This is a genomic window from Neobacillus sp. NPDC058068, assembly GCF_042885335.1.
In the GTDB taxonomy this organism is placed as follows: domain Bacteria; phylum Bacillota; class Bacilli; order Bacillales; family Cytobacillaceae; genus Neobacillus.
The window spans coordinates 130,475-149,867 of the sequence record NZ_JBHVSI010000012.1 but is presented as its reverse complement, the minus strand read 5'-3'; the positions used below and the strand labels follow the sequence as shown (position 1 = coordinate 149,867).

16 protein-coding genes and 1 pseudogene are annotated in these 19,393 nt (G+C 38.9%); 4 read left to right on the top strand and 13 right to left on the bottom strand.

Annotated elements, in window-relative coordinates:
* Nucleotides 1–2: 2 nt before the first annotated feature.
* The 9 genes and pseudogenes from ACFVSW_RS15580 to ACFVSW_RS15540 all read right to left on the bottom strand — a co-directional run bounded on the left by ACFVSW_RS15580 (nt 3) and on the right by ACFVSW_RS15540 (nt 10,910).
* Complete coding sequence (locus ACFVSW_RS15580; RefSeq protein WP_387317634.1) at nt 3–2,189, bottom strand: Xaa-Pro dipeptidyl-peptidase; 2,187 nt, start codon at nt 2,187–2,189, stop codon at nt 3–5.
* Nucleotides 2,190–2,216: 27 nt separating this feature from the next.
* A pseudogene (locus ACFVSW_RS15575) lies at nt 2,217–3,044 on the bottom strand (PepSY domain-containing protein); the annotation flags it as partial.
* A 947-nt stretch (nt 3,045–3,991) separates the two neighbouring features.
* A complete protein-coding gene (locus ACFVSW_RS15570; protein WP_387317578.1) occupies nt 3,992–4,585 on the bottom strand; it encodes a TasA family protein in 594 nt (197 codons plus the stop codon).
* Nucleotides 4,586–4,969: 384 nt separating this feature from the next.
* Nucleotides 4,970–5,869 carry an ABC transporter permease gene (locus tag ACFVSW_RS15565; protein ID WP_387317577.1) on the bottom strand — a complete coding sequence of 300 codons (900 nt, stop codon included), beginning with the start codon at nt 5,867–5,869 and terminating at the stop codon, nt 4,970–4,972.
* A 14-nt stretch (nt 5,870–5,883) separates the two neighbouring features.
* Nucleotides 5,884–6,891 (bottom strand): ABC transporter permease, encoded by a 1,008-nt coding sequence (locus tag ACFVSW_RS15560; RefSeq protein ID WP_387317633.1) that lies wholly within the window; start codon nt 6,889–6,891, stop codon nt 5,884–5,886.
* A gap of 79 nt (nt 6,892–6,970) precedes the next feature.
* Nucleotides 6,971–8,593, bottom strand: coding sequence for an ABC transporter substrate-binding protein (locus ACFVSW_RS15555; protein ID WP_387317632.1), 1,623 nt, complete (start codon nt 8,591–8,593; stop codon nt 6,971–6,973).
* A 49-nt stretch (nt 8,594–8,642) separates the two neighbouring features.
* The gene (locus ACFVSW_RS15550; protein ID WP_387317576.1) at nt 8,643–9,611 is read right to left on the bottom strand and encodes an ABC transporter ATP-binding protein; all 969 of its coding nucleotides are present in this window, start codon (nt 9,609–9,611) and stop codon (nt 8,643–8,645) included.
* Entirely contained in the window at nt 9,592–10,605 is a 1,014-nt protein-coding gene (locus ACFVSW_RS15545) for an ABC transporter ATP-binding protein (protein WP_387317575.1), read from the bottom strand. The genes ACFVSW_RS15550 and ACFVSW_RS15545 overlap by 20 nt, the downstream gene beginning before the upstream one ends.
* A gap of 155 nt (nt 10,606–10,760) precedes the next feature.
* Entirely contained in the window at nt 10,761–10,910 is a 150-nt protein-coding gene (locus tag ACFVSW_RS15540; protein WP_387317574.1) for an anti-repressor SinI family protein, read from the bottom strand.
* Between the two features lie 353 nt (nt 10,911–11,263).
* On the opposite strand from ACFVSW_RS15540, the gene ACFVSW_RS15535 reads away from it, so the two are divergent.
* A complete protein-coding gene (locus tag ACFVSW_RS15535) occupies nt 11,264–11,608 on the top strand; it encodes a helix-turn-helix domain-containing protein (RefSeq protein ID WP_387317573.1) in 345 nt (114 codons plus the stop codon).
* Between the two features lie 479 nt (nt 11,609–12,087).
* Here ACFVSW_RS15535 and ACFVSW_RS15530 read toward each other — a convergent pair whose 3' ends face one another.
* Nucleotides 12,088–12,852: a MerR family transcriptional regulator gene (locus ACFVSW_RS15530; RefSeq protein WP_387317572.1), complete on the bottom strand. Its 765-nt coding sequence runs from the start codon at nt 12,850–12,852 to the stop codon at nt 12,088–12,090.
* A gap of 301 nt (nt 12,853–13,153) precedes the next feature.
* On the opposite strand from ACFVSW_RS15530, the gene ACFVSW_RS15525 reads away from it, so the two are divergent.
* From ACFVSW_RS15525 to ACFVSW_RS15515, 3 genes are all read left to right on the top strand, one after another.
* Nucleotides 13,154–13,519, top strand: a complete 366-nt coding sequence (locus ACFVSW_RS15525; protein WP_387317571.1) for a DoxX family protein — start codon at nt 13,154–13,156, stop codon at nt 13,517–13,519.
* 144 nt (nt 13,520–13,663) lie between these two features.
* A complete protein-coding gene (locus ACFVSW_RS15520; protein WP_387317570.1) occupies nt 13,664–14,776 on the top strand; it encodes a GIY-YIG nuclease family protein in 1,113 nt (370 codons plus the stop codon).
* A 282-nt stretch (nt 14,777–15,058) separates the two neighbouring features.
* Nucleotides 15,059–16,549 carry a peptide MFS transporter gene (locus ACFVSW_RS15515; RefSeq protein WP_387317569.1) on the top strand — a complete coding sequence of 497 codons (1,491 nt, stop codon included), beginning with the start codon at nt 15,059–15,061 and terminating at the stop codon, nt 16,547–16,549.
* 117 nt (nt 16,550–16,666) lie between these two features.
* On the opposite strand, the gene ACFVSW_RS15510 is transcribed toward ACFVSW_RS15515, so the two are convergent.
* From ACFVSW_RS15510 to ACFVSW_RS15500, 3 genes are all read right to left on the bottom strand, one after another.
* Nucleotides 16,667–17,578 carry a Gfo/Idh/MocA family protein gene (locus ACFVSW_RS15510; protein WP_387317568.1) on the bottom strand — a complete coding sequence of 304 codons (912 nt, stop codon included), beginning with the start codon at nt 17,576–17,578 and terminating at the stop codon, nt 16,667–16,669.
* A gap of 110 nt (nt 17,579–17,688) precedes the next feature.
* Nucleotides 17,689–17,919: a hypothetical protein gene (locus tag ACFVSW_RS15505; protein WP_387317567.1), complete on the bottom strand. Its 231-nt coding sequence runs from the start codon at nt 17,917–17,919 to the stop codon at nt 17,689–17,691.
* A 65-nt stretch (nt 17,920–17,984) separates the two neighbouring features.
* Nucleotides 17,985–19,289 (bottom strand): MFS transporter, encoded by a 1,305-nt coding sequence (locus ACFVSW_RS15500; RefSeq protein WP_387317566.1) that lies wholly within the window; start codon nt 19,287–19,289, stop codon nt 17,985–17,987.
* Nucleotides 19,290–19,393 lie beyond the last annotated feature (104 nt).

Genomic DNA, 19,393 nt, shown 5'->3' with positions numbered 1-19,393 from the left:
ATCTACTTTTTAATACCACCGACAATCGGTAAAATAAATTCACTGCTTGTCGGTGTTATAGTGATTTTTGTTCCACCGGTAGGACGTTGGGTATAATCGTAATCAGTGGCGAGAATAACCAGACCGATCTTGCTTCCTTTTTTAAATACGTAATCTTCCGGCTGCATGTCCCATTTAAATGTATATTCTTGATTAGGGACAAGCCTTTCCGAACGATCAGAACCATGTAAGTTTTGTGGGTCCATCCATCCACGTGTAATAATCGTGGCTTTAGAACCACTATAATCAACAAGCAGAGCAGTCAAGTTTGAAACTGGACGGTCAATGCTTGCCTTTAAGCTTACGAAAGGTGTACCGCTGATTCGTACATCTTCTGTAAGTGCTTGAGTCAAATAGACAAGACGATTCGGATTTTCCACATCAGGATTTGTAATTAAAGTAGTCGCTTTTTTCTTCGGGTCATCAATCAAAGATTTTTTCTCATTTGGTTTGTCAGCAAGCGGCAAGCTGCTTAATACGCCTGCAGAACTCCCTTCAACCGAGCCCAATTGCAGTTTAACGGGAACGGCAGTAGCCTCTGGCCAATTAGATTGTTTCTGCCACGTTTTATCCTCACGTTGAACATCGACGGCTGGTTCATCCATAATTCCGTTGTCAACTCCATATAACCAATAATCAAACCATTTATTTTCGTTTTGTTTCCAATTGTTTGTCGTCGTACCTCCGTGGCCACCTTGGTGGAGCCACATCTTCCGTTGCACATTATTTTGTTCAAGTGCTTTCCACCATTGGTCGAAATGTTTCGTCTTCACATTCCAATCACTAAGGCCATGGACAATAAAAACACTCGCCTTGATATTTTTTGCATCTTTGACAAAATTACGTTTATCCCAGAAGCTATTATAATCGCCCGATTTCCTGTCTAATCCCACTGTAAATTCATCAATAATCTTATGGCAGACTTCAGGCATCTTCCTTGTCAATACAGCTGCTGCCATATTGTCAGCGTCCTCCCCTTGATAACCTCCAGGAGCGATTACAGCGCCATTTGCACGGTAATAATCATACCAGCTGCTGATTGCCGAGATGGGGATAATTGTCTTTAATCCTTTAACACCAGTAGTAGCAACTGCGTTTGGCAATGTTCCGTTGTAAGAAGTACCTGTCATCCCAACGTTTCCAGTCGACCATTCAGCGGTAACTTCCTTTCCATCGGCTGTATATGCTTTCGCACTGCCATTCAACCAGTCAATGACTGATTTTGCAGCGAGAGTCTCATTTTCATCACCAGTAGTTGGGCAGCCCTCTGACTTTCCTGTTCCGATACTCTCAGCTAGGATGACTGCATATCCTCTAGGAACATAATAATTTCCAATTGTTCCGAGGTTTGCTGGTCGAGCATTAGGTTTGCCTCCACTTTGACCATCCGGTCCAGGTACAGGTGTAAGTTCGACATCAACATTATAGACAGGCACGTTTAAGATTCCAGAGCGATAAGGACTAATCTCGTAAATGGCTGGAACTTTAATGCCTGGCTCCGTTTTAGGTCTCATCACTTGAATTGAAATTTTGTCACGTCTTCCGTCACGATCACTGTCTACCGTAGTTTCAACAAACAGATTCTCGACTATTGCATCGTCAGTAGAGTAAATAGGCTTTGTCATCCCGTTGTCGAGTTCAATTTTAGTTGTTGAATCATTCACACCTACAGCCGTATATGCTTGCTGGACAGCTTTAACTTCCTTGGAACTAGCACCATATAAATCTGTCGCAGCCTGTATAGCAGCTTGTCTCATCATCGTAAAGTTGGATCTAGCTGTTAAATATTTGGTTAGGGCACGGTAATAAATTTGCTCTGTTGCTTCACGGCCGACACCCTTAACGGTTACACCGTAGTGCTTGCCGCCTTCTGAGATCAAATAGGCAGCCTTATTATTGATACTGCTATTGATATGAACGCCGCCATTATCCAGCGTACCGATATAGCGCTTGCTCCAATGATCAGGGGAGAAACCGCTTTCAGTTCTGGTATCCACGATTTCGGCAGGATTACTCATTGAACGAAGTGCTTTTCTGCCATCTTTTACAATCTTCGCTCCAATTAGCCATTCATTATCATTTCTGTCAACCATTTTAGAAAATATATCGGACATGGATTCGTTAAGGGCACCGGATTCGTTTGAATAGATTAAATTTGCAGTATGTTCAGTTACTCCATGAGTTAACTCATGCGCAGCAACATCTAATCCGCCGGCAAAATTGTGATAAGCGATTCCATCGCCATCACCATATGACATTTGTCTTCCATTCCATGATGCGTTATTCCAGTTGTTATTTACGTGGACTGCAGAGATTAATTTATATCCTTTATCGTCAATTGAATTACGATCAAAAGTCTTTAGATAATAGTCGTATGTCATCTGTCCAAATGCATGGGCATTTACTGCTGCTCCATCTGTGAACATTTTACTAGGACTTGTTACCATTTTGTTTGCGTTCTTTGCGTCATTTGTGACGATTCCTTTTCCTCTTGTCGTATCGTTGAGTCCATATATTCCGTCAATAAATTGGGCTTCAAACATCTGCTTGTCGCCAAACACCCCATTACCGAACGCGATAACTTCATCAGAGGCATTGTATCGATCGACAATATTTCCGTTTGTAGCATCAATGAAATAGTGCCAGTAGCCCACCTTAGGTTCTACCGTGGAAGCTTTTACAAGATAAGTGTTGTAGAACTTACCCTCAAATTCATAGATAAATTGTTCGGTTGTCACGTCACCATCATACTGATCTACTTTGCCAATTTTCTTTTCAATTGCTTCTTTAGCTAGTTTAATAGCATCACTATTAGAAATAGCCGCTACTGTATCGATATTTTCCTTTTCCAGATTAGGTACAACCTCACCGAAGAAAGAAGTTACATTATCATTTTTGTCCAAGGCTATTGTTGAATCAGTGCCAAAAACAGGGATTCCTTTATACTGCTCAATCAACCTAAAGTGATAGGTGCCTGTTTTTTTATCGGCTTGTTCTTGTGTCACTTTAAAGTGGTTTCTCACGTCACCCGTTAGTTTAAACTTCCCGCTGTTCTCCCCTAGATAAGCAAAAGCAATATCTTTCTTGCTTAACCCCTTTTTCGTTTTTGGAGCCCAATTTTCCACAATATAGGATGGAGTTAAATACTCGTCATTATATTGAATCTTTAGTTCCTGAACATCGTTTGCATGAGCAGTTGGGGTTGAAATTCCTGTAGTGAATGTACCGAGTACTACGGATAGAGCCAAAGCAGAAGAGATTATTTTCTTATTAACCTTCAATTTTCCCGCCCTCCTAGCAATATTATTCTATTAATGATGATAGATGGATTAGCTTCAAATGTATTATGATTACCGCATGATCAGTTGAAAAATGCATTATGTACTCTTGTCAATAGCGATTTTCCTAATTCTGCTGTTGCTATTCCTTCATTCTCACTTCTGTTACCTATTTCTCTTAAATCTAGTTAAAAAAACACATCCCGCCCTCTCTTTTGTTCAACAGATTTATACCCATGCAACCATATTTAGCTTTCATCACCTCACTTTTAATTTTGAAAACTCTTTAAGAAACAAAATAGTTACTAATCGATGATAGTAGCTATTGTTCTTTATTGAGGTTATATAATAATTTTATTAAGAACCAACAAGTTTTAGTATAAACTAATTTACTATGTTTTTAAACTTGCAAATAAAGCTATTTTTTCTTAATAAAGCACAAATTACTTCTTATGTTGAGTTATTTCTACATTACTCTATATTTTCCGATAATACTGTCATTAGGAAATTACAAAAAAGAAGATGAACCAAATGGGGTACACCTTCTTTTTAATGAAATTGATTTATTTTTAGCTATACGCTTTAACAGTACTAGAAACAGTTGCTGACTTTCCTGAATCCGTTTCTGAAATAGCTGTGAATTAATAATAGTTGGCAATGATCATATAGATTTCTTATTTTGCTTCCCCAGCCATTTGAGAGGCGATAAACGTCCAATCAAGTTTAAGAGTATCTCCTTGCAATACATTTTGGTCCTTACCATTATCAACGAAGTCAAACTGAACCCAAAGGTCATTTTCTTCACCAGGATTAAGACCGCTATTCTTTTTAAAGAATGGATCTAGAACACTCTTCTGAACAAGGTCTGGACTCATTGCTTTCAAGTCTGCCAGCGTAGTTTCAAAGATAGGTTCATTTTCTTTGTCCCAATTCCATAAGAATCTAACCATAATGTGTTTCCCGAAATCTACCGCGCCGTTATCACCTTTGGCATCAACAACAGAATAGTCTGTCTTTAATTTTACGTCTTTGATTTTCAAGGAGCCTTTATTGGCTAATTTGAAATCACGTACCATCGTATCGCCAGGTTTAAGATCTTTAAGGTTAACAAGCACGCCGGGATCAACTGATAAATCCAATGTACCTGCTGCGAATGTATTATGCGTTACTTCAGTATCACTAAAATATGCATATGTACCCCCGCCAATTAAAGATAATCCTAATGCTGCTGAAGCTAAGCCTAAGCCAAGTTTTTTCTTTATACTCACTTTGTTTCCTCCTCTATTTTTGTAAATTGCGTAAATATTAAACCTTCCGCCATCTCACTTGCATTCTACTAGTTAGGCATTACATATATACCTATTAAGGCTTTCGATTCACCTCACCTCAAATTTAAGTAGTTACTAGTCTGATGATAGTAAAAATAACGATATTTTTTATTGAGGGCTCTATTATCCTTTATAACGAACACCCTACTAAAAGTATAAATCCTTTTTATAAATTATTAAAGTTGGAAATACAAACATTAATCCTTTATAAAGTACACTTTCCTTCGTTTTTTGAGCACATTCTCGTTCTTTCTCGCTTTTACAAAAAATATTCAGTATTTTAGGAACAAATAAAAGAAGAGACTCTAAATAGAGTCTCTTCTTTTATTGCTTCATTTTCGGATCAAGAACATCTCTTAAGCCATCTCCCATTAAGTTGAATCCGAGCACTGTCAGCATAATCGCCATACCTGGAAAAAATAATGTCCAAGGGGCATTTGTAATATAGTTTTTAGAATCAGCAAGCATTTTCCCCCACTCAGGCGTTGGGGCTGTTGCGCCCATTCCAAGAAATCCAAGTGCTGCCGCCTCAATTATTGCGGTTGCAATGGCCAAAGTTGCTTGAACGATCACTGGCGAAATACTATTCGGCAAAATATGGCGAAGGAGAATCCGGGCATCTTTCATTCCAATCGCTTTAGCTGCCATTATATACTCTTCTTGTTTTACACTTAGGACCCTTGAACGGACTAATCTCCCAAAATTCGGAATATTGATCACAGCAATCGCAATAAGTGCATTTTGTAATGAAGGACCCAATATTGCAACAACCGCAATAGCCAATAGAATACTTGGGAAAGCAAGCATAATATCGAAAATACGGGAGATTAAGGTGTCCACAAAGCGGCCATAGTATCCTGCCACAATGCCAAGAGTCGTTCCCACTACCACTGAACCTAAAACAGAGAAGAAACCAACCCACAGAGAAATACGCGCACCGTACAACACTCGTGAAAAAATATCCCGGCCAAAATCATCTGTCCCGAACCAATGTTTGCTCGAAGGCGCCTGCATCCGTTCAGCCATTATCTGGTCTTTAAAACTATATGGAGCAATCCACGGGGAAACAAGCGCGATTACGATAAAAAAGAGAACAATACCTAAGCCAATAACCGCCAATTTATTTTTATAAAAGGACTGCCATGCCTCCTTCCACGGAGGTGTCAGTTTTTCTTGGATGGGGGTCATGGTAATTTCTGCTGGATTTTTTGCAACCTCTGCCACTGCTGTTACCTCCCTTATTTCGAATATTTAATTCTAGGATCGACCAAGACATACAATAGATCCACAATTAAATTTATTAATACAAAGATAGCGGCAATAATTAAAATTCCGGACTGGATGACAGGATAATCACGAAAAGTAATCGCATCATATAAATACCGTCCAATCCCTGGCCAGCTGAAGATAGTCTCTGTCAGGATCGCTCCTCCCAATAAAAGGCCAGTCTGTAAACCGATTACCGTAAGAACTGGAATAATCGCATTTTTTAATGAGTGCTTATACACAACCCAAAACATTCTCAAACCCTTTGCCCTGGCTGTACGAATATAATCCGACTTCATTACCTCCAACATCGTGGCGCGAGTCATTCTCGCGATAATCGCCATCGGAATGGTCGCAAGTGCAACACTAGGCATCACCAGATGCTTAATAGCGGTGATAAAATGATCCATCCTTCCTTGTATAAGTGTATCAATCAAATAGAAATTGGTAATTGCTGTGATGGGATCCCTTACATTTTCTCTTCCAGTCGTTGGAAGCCAGTCTAATTCAATAGAAAAAACCCATTGCTCCATTAAACCTAACCAAAAAATTGGCATGGATACACCAATTAAGGCCAATACCATTGCTACATAATCAAACCATGATTTAGAAAACCATGCACTAATTATACCTGCATTTACCCCTATAATGATGGCAATAATCATCGCCACGAGTGTTAATTCAGCCGTTGCTGTCAAATATGGCCATATTTCTTCATTAATAGGTCCTCTCGTCCTTAGAGAATTACCCAAATCTCCATGAATGAGATTGTTAAGATAATCAAAGTATTGTATGTACCAAGGCTTGTCCAAACCTAATTGTTTGGTTACTTCCGCAATTGCCTGCGCAGTTGCTCTTTGCCCAAGAATTACCTGCGCAGGATCCCCTGGAATGGCATGAATAATAGCAAAAACAATGAGAGTCATACCGAGTAAGACGGGAATTAACGAAAATATTCGTCTAGCTGTATACGTAAGCAGCTTAATCACCTCTTCTTTAAAATAATTTCAACTTTGTTAACAAAAGGGGAGGCAAAGTTACCCCCCCTTTCTCCTGTGATTATTTAAATTCAACTTTGAGCAGGCTCTCAGAACCGGTTGGGTGCGGCAAGTAGTTCTGTACGTCTTTAGCTGCAGCCAATAATGGTGTTGAGTGAACAAGTGGAACCCATGGTGCGTCTTCATGGATGATTTCTTGAGCTTTCTTATACAGTTCATTGCGTTTAGCTTGATCTGCTTCGGTTTGTGCTTCAATTAAAATGTCATGCAGCTCATCATTGCTGTATTGTGCGTAGTTATTGCTTCCAATACTGTCTTTATCAAGCAATGTATAGATGAAGTTATCAGGGTCTCCATTGTCACCTGTCCAGCCTAGCATAAAGATGCCAAACTCTCCTTTTCTTGCCTTTTCTAAATAAGTAGCCCAGTCGACCGATTGGATATTTGCTTTAATTCCAATTTTGCTTAAACTTTCTTGGATAACCTCTGCGACCTTTTGTGCTTCAGGCATATATGGGCGTGCAACAGGCATTGCCCATAGGTCTATTTCAAATCCTTTTTCTACCCCTGCTTCTTTCAATAATGCTTTCGCTTTTTCTAGATCATATGTGTATTCTTCAATTGCATCGTTATATCCTTCAATAGAAGGAGGCAATGGGTTCTTGGCTGGAAGAGCCTTTCCGCCGTAAAACGCATCAATAATTGTTTTCTTATCAACTGCATGGTTAATCGCTTGACGGACAAGCTTATTATCTAAAGGTTTTTTCGTTGTATTCAAGCCAATATATCCAATGTTATTAGACGGACGTTCAATTACTTGAAGATCTGGGTTATTCTTAACGGTATCCTCATCAGAATTGTTCAAACCGTCCATCACATCGATCTCGCCTTTTGCCAGAGCGTTAAGACGAGCAGCATTTTCTGGAATAACACGGAAAATAAGTTTGTTTAACTTTGGCAGACCTTTTTGCCAATAATCCGGGTTTTTCTCAAGGACAATCTTGTCGTTTTGTTTCCATTCGACGAATTTGAATGGACCAGTACCGACAGGGTTGTTCCTAAAATCATCGCCATACTTCTCTATAGCCGCTGGGCTGGCAATCCCAAACGCAGACATCGCTATGTTTTTAAGGAACGGAGCTTGCGGCCTTTTCAAATCAAATTCTACGGTATTTTCATCAACTGCTTTAACTTCTTTAATTACGTGCCCTTCATCTTTCTTATAGCCGCCAAACATCGAATAGTAAGGGAATTGCTCGTCATTCCCGTTCATCCAGCGATTGAAGTTATAGACAACTGCATCTGCATTAAAATCAGTGCCATCATGGAATTTAACACCTTTGCGAAGATGGAAGGTATACTTTAAATAATCGTCAGATACATCCCATTTTTCCGCAAGCCCTGGATTAATCGTGGTATCCTGATCCCCGTAATTTAACAATGTTTCATAAATGTTAATTGTTACTTTATAGGCTTCCCCTTCAGTCGTAGTAATCGGGTCCAGGGAAGTGGAATCTCCGCCGCGGCCATAAACAAGCGTATCCTTCTTGGAACCGCCTTCATTAGATGTTCCTGGAGTCTCCTTTTTTCCACCTGTTTCCTTTGAATTGTTGCTGCATCCTACTAGGAACATACTAATAGCTAGCAAGGAAATCAGCAACATTTTAAATGTGGTTCTTTTCATGTTCATTTTTTACCCCCTGTGATTTTTTTTTTATCATTAACGTTTCATTTCACCTATTAAATAAGTGACATGCCACATAATGACCATTAAGATTGTGTTCCTCTGGTCTGGTAGATTTACAAATATCCATACACTCAACGCATCGCGTATGAAATGCACACCCTGATGGTGGATTGGCAGGGCTTGGAAGCTCCCCTTCTATTAAAAAGGTTTTCTTTTTTACATCAGGATCAGGTACCGGTACTGCTGAAAGAAGTGCTTTTGTATAGGGATGTTTTGGATTTTCGTAAAGCTCTTCACTTTCTGCTAACTCTATCAATCTGCCTAAATACATCACTCCCACACGATCACTAATATGTCGTACAACCCCTAAATCATGTGCAATAAATATGTACGTAAGCTGAAATTCCTTTTGAATGTCCTTCATTAGGTTGAGAACCTGGGCCTGAATCGAAACGTCGAGGGCTGATACGGGTTCATCCGCAATGATCAGCTTCGGTCTTGTCATCAATGCCTTCGCAATTCCAATCCGCTGACGCTGCCCTCCACTAAATTGGTGCGGATATCTTTTCGCATGGTAACTGCTTAAGCCAACCACCTCGAGCATATCCTTCACTTGCTTTCTCCGTTCTTCTTTTGTCCCTATTCCATGTACAATCAGAGGTTCCTCAAGGATTTGTTCGATAGAGTGCCTTGGGTTTAATGAGGCATATGGGTCCTGGAACACCATCTGCATATCTCTCCGGGTTTTTCTTAAATCAGACTTTGACATGCTTGTAATCTCTTTATCTTCAAAAACAATCTTTCCGTCACTCGCCTCAATCAACCGCATAAGTAAGCGGCCAGTTGTCGATTTTCCGCAACCGCTTTCACCAACAATGCCCAATGTTTCCCCTTTTTTCACAAAAAAAGAAACATCATCAACCGCTTTGACTTCGCCTTGCTTTCTTCCTAAAAAGCCTCCAGTAATCGGAAAATATTTTTTAAGTCCATTTACCTCAAGAAGTAACTCCGACATGTTTGTCACTCCTTTCATTTAATGTATGTAAGAAACAGCGCACTTCATGTTCGTCTTCTTCTGTTTTAAATAATTCTGGTGATTCCTCGCGGCATTTGCCGAATACTTCCGCACATCTTGCAGCGAATCTGCAACCCTTAAGGGTAGTACCTGGGGAAGGGACAGTTCCCGGGATACTATAGAGGCGGTCTTTTTTCCCTCTTAAGTCAGGTACGGATTTTAACAGACCTTTTGTATATGGATGCTGCGGGTCTTTTAAGATTTTACGGACGTCACCCTGTTCAACGATTTGACCGGAATACATAACAATTACTCGTTCGCAAATTTCTGCAACGACACCTAAATCGTGTGTAATGAGAATAATAGAGGTATTTGTTTTTTTATTCAAATCCTTCATTAAGGCTAAGATTTGTGCTTGAATTGTTACATCGAGAGCCGTTGTAGGCTCATCAGCAATCAATACCTTAGGATTGCAGGCCATGGCCATGGCAATCATAACACGCTGTCTCATACCACCAGATAATTGATGAGGATGCTCTTTTAAAATTCCTTCTGCCCTCGGAATACCGACCAACTTTAATAATTCGATACTTCGTACTATCGATTGTGCCTTTGTGAGATCTGTATGTAATCTGATAGCTTCCAATAACTGATTGCCTATCGTAAATAGCGGATTTAATGACGTCATCGGCTCCTGGAATATCATTGATATCTGATTTCCACGGATTTTCCGCCATTCTTTTTCGGAAATATTTTTTAGATCTTTTCCTTCAAAAAAAATTTCACCATTCTCGATTTTACCTGGCGGGGAAGGAATCAACCCCATCGTCGCTAAAGAGGTAACACTCTTACCACTCCCAGATTCGCCGACAATGCCAAGAATTTCACCTTCTTTAAGGTCAAAACTGATACCTTCTACCGCAGAGATGAGTTTTTTTCCTGATTGAAATGATACCTTTAAGTCTTTTATTTGTAGAATTGGTTCTTTACTCATATATGCACCTACCTGACAGTTCTGTTATCAAATGTTAATCTGAAATATCAAAATTCACTGAGTTTTATGATTAATCTATCATACTTTACAATCGAATTTTGTCGAAATTTGTAAGGGTAATAAAAACTTTTTCATAAATAGCCATCCTTGTAAAATTAATGACTATCCATAAGAATATCTTTCACTCCATTTTGTATTAGGAATTCTCTAATCTCTTCTTTCACCATTCCTATATTCTTAGCATCAAGTATTAGTTGCAGCCATTCTTGATCAATTTCCTCTAATCCTGCTTTTCTATTAATCACACTTTCTTCCCCCCCAAATACAAATCGTGTCCTGACAATCAGTCATCTCAGTATTTATTTTTTGGTCCATGTCTAAACCTAGTCGTTCATTAGTGCTGATAATATTGTTCAATTTACCAACATATGAGTTTAGTATAGTCCAAATGTATTATTTTTTAAAATTCTGAATTATGTCATTTTTTCGTTTTTAAGAACATTTTTCTTTTGTTTTCTCGATATATCTTTATCTATCTCATTATTTCATATCTTTTTAATAATGAATTTGTTCTTTATAATGAATTATGAGATGCTAATTTAACCTTTAATAACAATGATTGTTCCAATTAATTTATGATAAAAGGAGAAATATACATATGATAGGAATTCGCATTAAACTCTTAAGGATGCAAACTGGATGTTCCATTACTGAACTTTCTAAAAATTCTAGGGTATCTAAATCATATTTAAGTTGTATTGAAAGAGGAATTCAAAAGAATCCGTCCCTGCTTGTACTATCTAGATTGGCAAAGTCGCTTGGTACTAACGTGGAGAACCTATTAGACCAGAAACAATTCGGAGATACTTCAAGTAAACTTAATATTGATGATGATTGGGTTCAACTAGTACATGATGCCGTGCAGCAAGGGATTACAAAGGAAGACTTCGCCTTTTACTTGGAATTCATTAAATTCACGAAAAAGTCAGATGGAAATGTATAAGATGCAGCAGAGAGGCATGCCTCTCTGTTTACAGGACAAGGCCTTCTTTTTATTTTGATTAGAAATTCTCTTTTTTCTCCTTTCTTTATTCCTATATTATTCGCTTCTATGAATAACTGAATCCATTCTAGATCAATTTCCTCTAATTCTTCCTTTGTCATAATCACGCTCTTCCCCCTAAAATATTCTAATATATATGTATTTTACTATCTATATATCACCAATGTTGTCACTATTTGTCTAATGTTAAAATCTTTTTAATCGTGTTAAAATTTTAATTATTACTTAATCTTTCAAGTTAGAAAAAGAAACTCCCATGACTTTTCGACTCAGCACCCCTGGATGTTTTAGGACAAAGTCGTAAGACTACCACTGCAAGAAGGCACTTTTACCTTCTGTAGAGCATGGCTTACGACTTTAGCCCCTAGGAGTGCAACTAGACATGCTTATGACTCCGAGTCCTAGATTTCACGTTGGACTTAATGTTTCAACCCAGTGTAAATGTTGATGGCTTCTCTAAAAAACGCCGCTGTCCCTGGCTGTTCTTTATCATAATAGGCTGTGAATCTCTCATCATCGACATACATTTGTCCGAGCCCGGCATGGGCCTCCTTGCTATATTCTTTCCAATAGTAGCAAAGCCATTGTTTGTGGAGCTCGGCTGCTTTTTGAGCCAATTCACCCGCTGGATCTCCCGTTTTAAAGGCTTCAGCTAATGTTACCGTTATTTGTTCCGCAAGTGCGGTTACCTCGTTATGTTGCGATTGAGTCATACTCTGTAATTTGGCATTAGACTTATCAACCGTTTCGTTGCCATACTTTTGACGTATTTCTTTCCCATACTTTTTCTCATTATCATCAATCATTTTTTTCTTAAATCCCTCAAACTTTTCTTTATTTGACATTTCCATTCTCCCTTCTGTTAAAGCAATTGTTTTATCCACATTAGCTATTAATAACTCCAAGTGCTCTTTTTTCTCAAGGAGTTTTTCACGATGTTCTCTAAGTGCAGCAGCGCCATCGAAAGAAGGAGCGGTGACGATTTCCTTTATGCTATCTAAGCTCACACCTAATTCCCGGTAAAAAAGGATTTGCTGCAGCCTGTCAACCTCCTTCTGCCCGTAAATGCGGTATCCTGATGAATTGATTCTTGCCGGCTTAAGAATGCCAATTTCGTCATAATACCGAAGCGTTCTGGTGCTTACCCCTGCCAAACTTCCCAGCTTTTGCACTGTATATTCCATCCCTTCACCTCCTTAAACAAAACGATACACCTTTACGTTGCGTCAATGTCAACAAACATTATGCCTTTTTTAGGAAAATGGTTGGAGCGGTGCAAAGGCAAATCATTTTTTCCAATCGTAGTAGAAAATATTCATTCTATACTTTCGACAAGTGAAGCCTAGCTCTGCTCACACCGCCTTTATTGGCAGGGATGGTTCCCTGAATAATTCTCCATGGTAGAAGGTGCCTTGGTACACCATATTATTTTTCTGTGCTAGTTTGTCCTATTATTGCATACAGTTTTTACAAAGGAGGGGACATATGAACACTTCTTTCACTTCGGATAAACTTATCCGCTATGCTGTCGCATATGTTTTTATTACTTCAGGATTGATGAAATTAGTAAGTGCTGAATTAGCTAATGGTTTTATGAGCTTAGGACTTCCATATCCACAAATAATGCTTAAGATTGTAATATTGCTGGAGATAGGGTGTGGAATTCTAATACTGGTTAATAAAGCAGTTAAAGACGCAGTAATCCCTTTAATTGCCATTATGATTACAGCCCTTCTCTTAACAAAAATTCCAACGCTGCACACCGGCTTTGTTCAATTCGCTTTTAACGCTCGGTTAGATATTGTTATGCTAGTTTTACTAATAATTCTATATAAACGATATCCAAAATGAGAAGAATGAAAAAATAGGACCATTCTATAAACTGCACCGTTACCAAGGCAGTTTTTCTAGGATGGTCCTTTGACGTTCTGCTGCAGATTCCATTCTTTGTGGTAAAATGATAAAGATTTAAGCTATAGGAAGGGAAGTATTCCTATGAATATAAAAGACAAGGTAAAAAACCTGCCCGCATCACCTGGTGTTTACCTGATGAAAGATTCTTCTGCTAGAATCATTTACGTGGGGAAAGCAAAAAATCTAAAAAACAGAGTACAGACCTACTTTCAAAACTCTAAAGCCCACTCGCAAAAAATAAAAAAGCTGCAAGCAAACATTAACGATTTTGAAATTATCCTCACAGATACAGAATTTGAAGCCTTTTTATTGGAATGTGGATTAATTCAGGAAATGAAACCATTATTTAATAAAAAAATGAAAAATCCACAATCATACGCCTATATCCTGATTGATATGAACGAAGACATGCGAAAACTAGAAATAAGCAATAGTCCCGAAAAGAAGGGCAATCTATCATTTGGCCCATTTCCCAGCAAACATTCAGTAGAAAAAGCCGTTCAAGGACTTAAGGAATTCTATCAGATAAGCTGCAGCAGTCCTGCAAATAAGAACAGTCCATGTTTGAATTTTTCCTTAGGATTGTGTATTGGGATGTGCACTGGGGCTCCTCAAGCAATTGCCCAATACAATAACATATTGAATAAAATCATCGCTTTGCTGAAAGGTAACGATACAAGTATTCTTGAAGAAATCAATCAAAGAATGTCACTGGCATCTGAGCGATTTGAATTTGAAACTGCTGCGAAATATCGAAATTACCTCGAAGTCATAAACTTTCTAGTCAAAAAAGAGCAGGTTATTGATTTCACTGAAGCAAATAAAAATATCGCCATCATAGAACCGTTAACAGATGACACTATTAAACTATTTCTTATTAAAGGAAACAAAGTTCTATTTAGCCAGAAATATTTGTTACCGAGCACAAATTTGGTGCTGCTGGTTGATCAGATAAAGATCGCTATTTTGACCAATTTTACCCCTAAGGCACTATATTTACCGCAAAAAGTTAGCAAGAATGATATCGACAAAGCCCAGATTATCCATAGCCATTTAAAAAGCAGTAATTGCAGCTATCGAATGATTCCGCAAAAATGGATTAAGACAAGGGATTCAGCCAGAATAGCTGAAGCCTTAACCAAAACCTTGGTTAACCTGAAAACAAAGTTAGAAAAAACCAATCTCCTCTCATAATAATAAAGCCCTCGTTTGCAAATCTGACGAAGGGCTTTTTCTGTTCCCGAAAACATTCTATTATTTTACATATTACTAATTCTATTTATCTATTTAGACCGAATAATTAGCCATTTTGGAATTAATTTACTATTTCAAAAAAACTTTCTTTTTTTTAATAATTTCTCCAAAACCCTAGTAAAATCAACGTTTGTAAGCGCTTAACTCTAATTTGCCAAAAAATTAGTTTTGACAATTCAAAACCCTTAAAAGTATTATAAAATAATAAGAGGAGGTTGGAATATGTCAAATATAAATAGGCAGAAAATTGTGGATAGTGTCCCTCAATCAGGATTTTTTGGACACCCAAAAGGATTGTTCACACTTTTCTTTACAGAGTTCTGGGAGCGTTTTTCCTATTATGGAATGCGGGCCATTCTTGTATTCTATATGTATTACGAAGTTTCTAAAGGCGGCTTGGGGCTGGATAAAACCCTTGCGCTTTCCATCATGTCCATTTACGGATCACTTGTTTATATGTCCGGAATCATTGGCGGCTGGTTAGCTGACCGAGTTTTCGGTACATCGAAGGCAGTGTTTTACGGCGGAGTATTGATTATGTTTGGACACATTGTCCTCGCCATTCCTGGCAGTGTCAGCATGTTCTTCGTATCCATGGTATTGATTGTCCTTGGTACAGGATTGCTTAAGCCAAACGTTTCTAGCGTTGTCGGTGAACTGTACAGTGAACAAGACAATCGTCGTGACGCCGGTTTTACCATTTTTGTTATGGGGATTAACATGGGTGCATTTATCTCTCCACTAATTGTTGGAGCAGTAATGGACTATAGCTTCCACATTGGTTTTGGTATTGCCGCTGTCGGTATGTTCTTGGGACTAGTAATGTTTGTATTAACAAAGAAGAAAAACCTTGGCCTTGCTGGTACAATAATTGCAAATCCAATGACACCATCTGAAAAGAAGAAAATCTTTACTATTTTTGGCATAGGTGTAGTGATTATTGCTATTATATGTGCTATTTTAATCCCAAATGGACTTCTGACATTTAAAGGATTTATAAATCTAGTTACAATACTTGGATTTTTGATTCCATTTATTTATTTCGTTGTCATGTACAAAAGCTCGAAAACAACAGCTGTCGAACGTTCTCGTATTATTGCTTATATACCACTATTTATTGCATCGGTAATGTTTTGGTCTATTCAAGAGCAAGGTTCAACTATTCTTGCCAACTATGCGGATGAACGTACTCAATTAGATTTTGCAGGAATCCATATTTCACCTGCCTGGTTCCAATCATTAAACCCATTATTTATTATCATTTTTGCACCAATATTTGCCTGGTTATGGGTAAAATTAGGGAAACGCCAGCCAACGATTCCGCAAAAATTTTCGTACGCTCTGCTTTTCTCAGGGGTATCATTCTTAGTGATTTTACTGCCAGCTTACCTTGGCGGGGCAAGTTCTTTAGTAAATCCTTTATGGCTTGTACTTAGTTATTTAATTTGTGTATTCGGGGAATTACTATTATCACCTGTAGGTTTATCAGCGACTACAAAATTAGCGCCTGCTGCCTTCTCAGCACAAACGATGAGCTTATGGTTCTTATCAAATGCTGCTGCACAAGGGCTCAATGCACAACTCGTTAGATTTTACAAACCTGAAACTGAAATGACTTATTTTGGTGTAATCGGCGGCGCCTCCATCGCGCTTGGTATTTTGCTATTTATGTTATCACCGAAGATTCAAGGCTTCATGAAGGGTGTTCGGTAAGAAATAAAAAAGGTGCCTGTCTCCAGCGAAATGATGGAGACAGGCACCTTTTTTATTAGCATTTTATGGACCGGCCGCGACCCACTCCTTACTTTTACATATTCAACTAAGACAAAATTAGTTTTTCTCATTCAATTTTGCTATGATTTTTTCGCAGATTTCATGGGTCTCTAATGCACCCGCAGCTGTGATCATCGGCAAGCTATTTGTTTGAACAGCTTGAATGAAATCCGTAACCATTTGCTCAAAGCCACGTTTCCTTAAGGTTGATTCCCAGTCACTGCCCCGGACCTCGATATTTTCCATGTCTTTTGATATCATCAGCTGGGAGACATTAGAAACGGTTCTTTTCTCCAGAGGACCCATGACCTGGGCAACTTCTTCGTTCGTCCCATTATCACGATTCATAATCCCGACTGCTGTTGCCCCTTTAGAAATAAACTGAATGACCACGTGATAAAGTGTTTCACCCTCCATACGGCCGTTCACAAGAAGCTCTTCGATTGGGTACGGAAATAAATACCTCATCGTATCTACAACATGAATAAAATCATCAAAAATAAAGCTCCTTGGCTCACCAGGGAGGCCTTTGCGGTTTTTCTGGACAATCACCATATTTGGATTGGCGACTTTCTTTAGTTTCAGGTAAGAAGGTGCATACCTGCGATTAAAACCAGTCATCAGAATAAGACCTTTCTCTTCTGCAAGTTCGACAAGTCTTTTCGCACTCTCAAAATGGTCAGTAATCGGCTTATCGACAAACACATGAATACCACGGTTCAGGAGCCGCTCTACAATTTCCTCATGCGAAGCTGTGGTCGAATGGACGAAAGCACCTACAATGCCGCTATCGAGCAATGACTCTAGATCAGAATGAAGATGCTCAAAACGGTATTGCCCGCCGATTATCCTAAGCTTTTCTTGATTTCTTGTATAAAAATGAAATTCAACATCCTTCATACTGCTGTAGACAGGCAGATAGGCCTTTTGCGCAATATCCCCAAGTCCGATAACCCCAAATCTAATCATTGAAAAACCCCATTTCTTTTCGCAATTATTCCATCTTTACCATACACCTTTGGAACTTGAACTACCAATAATAAAAGCTGTGGGATCTCCATCCACACAGCTTCTTCAATTTATTGCTCTTTACTTTCATTCAGCTCATCTATCAGCTGTTTGGTTCTTTTCGCATTTCCTTCAGCAAAGTTTTCTAGGCGTTCCTTCAGTTCATGATCATCGTGAATCCGCTCTGCGGTAATCAGATAGGCGCGCATTAAATCTTCTTCGATTTCAATTGAACTCTCAAGAATTTCTTCAAGGGTTTCCTTTTCTTCTTTCTGCTTTCCGTTAAACATAGTAAAACTCATTTGGAAGAACCACCTTTTTTAACTTAGGTTCTCCATTTCGTTCCCGGATATCCAAGTGATTTTATCTAGATACTTGAAGGAACTTTTCCAGCTTTTAGTCCTTTGCCTGCACTTAGCTCCGGGTGCAGCATTCGTATCACCGATGGTCTTGCCAGGACAAGTGTGACACCGACAAAAAGGACAGCCGAAACGACCATGACCCACTGTGCCGGAAATACATCATACATGAAGCCGTATAGGACCATTCCTAAAGGCATCAATGCCATCGCCATCGTTTCAAGTATGGAAAAAACCCGCCCTTTAAATTGATCATCGATTTGCTTCTGCATGATGACCATGATTGGTGTATTGGTGATTGTCATCATTGCCCCTAAGCCAAGCTGAAGGACTATATAATAGGCTAGAATATAGCCATAGGGCATCTTCATCAATAACGGCAAAACAATTGCTGCCATGATAGCGCCCATTCCGATGATTCCCCTTTTAGAGACAAGAAGCGGATACTTTACTTCCTTCCCTACAGAAAAATAAATCGATAACAGCAGCATCCCAACTGCAAAAGCCCCTTCTGTAAAACCAAAATGCTGTGAGGCAATTTTCAGCTTTTCGATGAGGATAAATGAATAGCCCACTTGGTAAGCACCAAAGAGGAAATTCACTAACAGTGAAATCCAGATAATCGTCATCAGCAATTGCTGCTTTTTCAAATAGGTTATTCCTGCCTTTATACTTTGCCACATAGATTCCTTGACTTCCACCGCTTCCGCACTTTCCCGGTTTGAGAACAGTCGGAAATTCATCGTTGACTCAAGAATGACGGCTGTACTGGATGCGGCCATATACAAAATGAGGAATGTCGGCATCGAAACAGCCCCGTACAATAGCCCGCCAATCGCCGGACTCCCGATGGCCGCAAATGAAATCGACATTTGATTTAATGACATCGCTTTTTGAATTCGTTCTTCGTCAACTAGCCCGGTAATAGACGAGGAGAAGGCAACACCTGTAAACATTGATGTAAGGGACAAAATACAGGAAGTGATATAAATGGCGGTTAAAGATAGCCCCCAATTCAAACAGACGGCCAGCAATCCGGCAATTGCCAAAGTGGTGGTAATTTGCGCAGTAATGACAATTTTTTTCCGTGAATATTTATCGACAATGTAACCAGCAAACGGAGCGGCAAGGGTCCGTGGCAAGATATTGCAGATCAGATTCGCGGCAAAACTCGTCGCAGAACCAGTCATCTGTAAAATATAAAAGCTGATGGCAAAAGAATATACTTGTGCCCCAAAGGAAGAAATCAATTTACTGGTTGTAAACGTCCATAGATGATACGTTGCTTTTTTTAGCCTAATGCTGTCGTTCATAAAAATCCCCCGCCTCGAAAGTTTAATTTAATTAAACAAATTATATCATGCACTGCTCTTCCATTACAAGAAAAAGTTTAATATAATTAAACTAATTAATTTTA

Excerpts from the sequence above, each read along its gene's own strand:
- ACFVSW_RS15525 (WP_387317571.1), top strand. The coding sequence starts at position 13,154 with ATGAACACTTCTTTCACTTCGGATAAACTTATCCGCTATGCTGTCGCA.
- ACFVSW_RS15515 (WP_387317569.1), top strand. The coding sequence starts at position 15,059 with ATGTCAAATATAAATAGGCAGAAAATTGTGGATAGTGTCCCTCAATCA.
- ACFVSW_RS15520 (WP_387317570.1), top strand. The coding sequence starts at position 13,664 with ATGAATATAAAAGACAAGGTAAAAAACCTGCCCGCATCACCTGGTGTT.
- ACFVSW_RS15500 (WP_387317566.1), bottom strand. The coding sequence starts at position 19,289 with ATGAACGACAGCATTAGGCTAAAAAAAGCAACGTATCATCTATGGACG.
- ACFVSW_RS15510 (WP_387317568.1), bottom strand. The coding sequence starts at position 17,578 with ATGATTAGATTTGGGGTTATCGGACTTGGGGATATTGCGCAAAAGGCC.
- ACFVSW_RS15545 (WP_387317575.1), bottom strand. The coding sequence starts at position 10,605 with ATGAGTAAAGAACCAATTCTACAAATAAAAGACTTAAAGGTATCATTT.
- ACFVSW_RS15535 (WP_387317573.1), top strand. The coding sequence starts at position 11,264 with ATGATAGGAATTCGCATTAAACTCTTAAGGATGCAAACTGGATGTTCC.
- ACFVSW_RS15555 (WP_387317632.1), bottom strand. The coding sequence starts at position 8,593 with ATGAAAAGAACCACATTTAAAATGTTGCTGATTTCCTTGCTAGCTATT.
- ACFVSW_RS15505 (WP_387317567.1), bottom strand. The coding sequence starts at position 17,919 with ATGAGTTTTACTATGTTTAACGGAAAGCAGAAAGAAGAAAAGGAAACC.
- ACFVSW_RS15530 (WP_387317572.1), bottom strand. The coding sequence starts at position 12,852 with ATGGAATATACAGTGCAAAAGCTGGGAAGTTTGGCAGGGGTAAGCACC.
- ACFVSW_RS15550 (WP_387317576.1), bottom strand. The coding sequence starts at position 9,611 with ATGTCGGAGTTACTTCTTGAGGTAAATGGACTTAAAAAATATTTTCCG.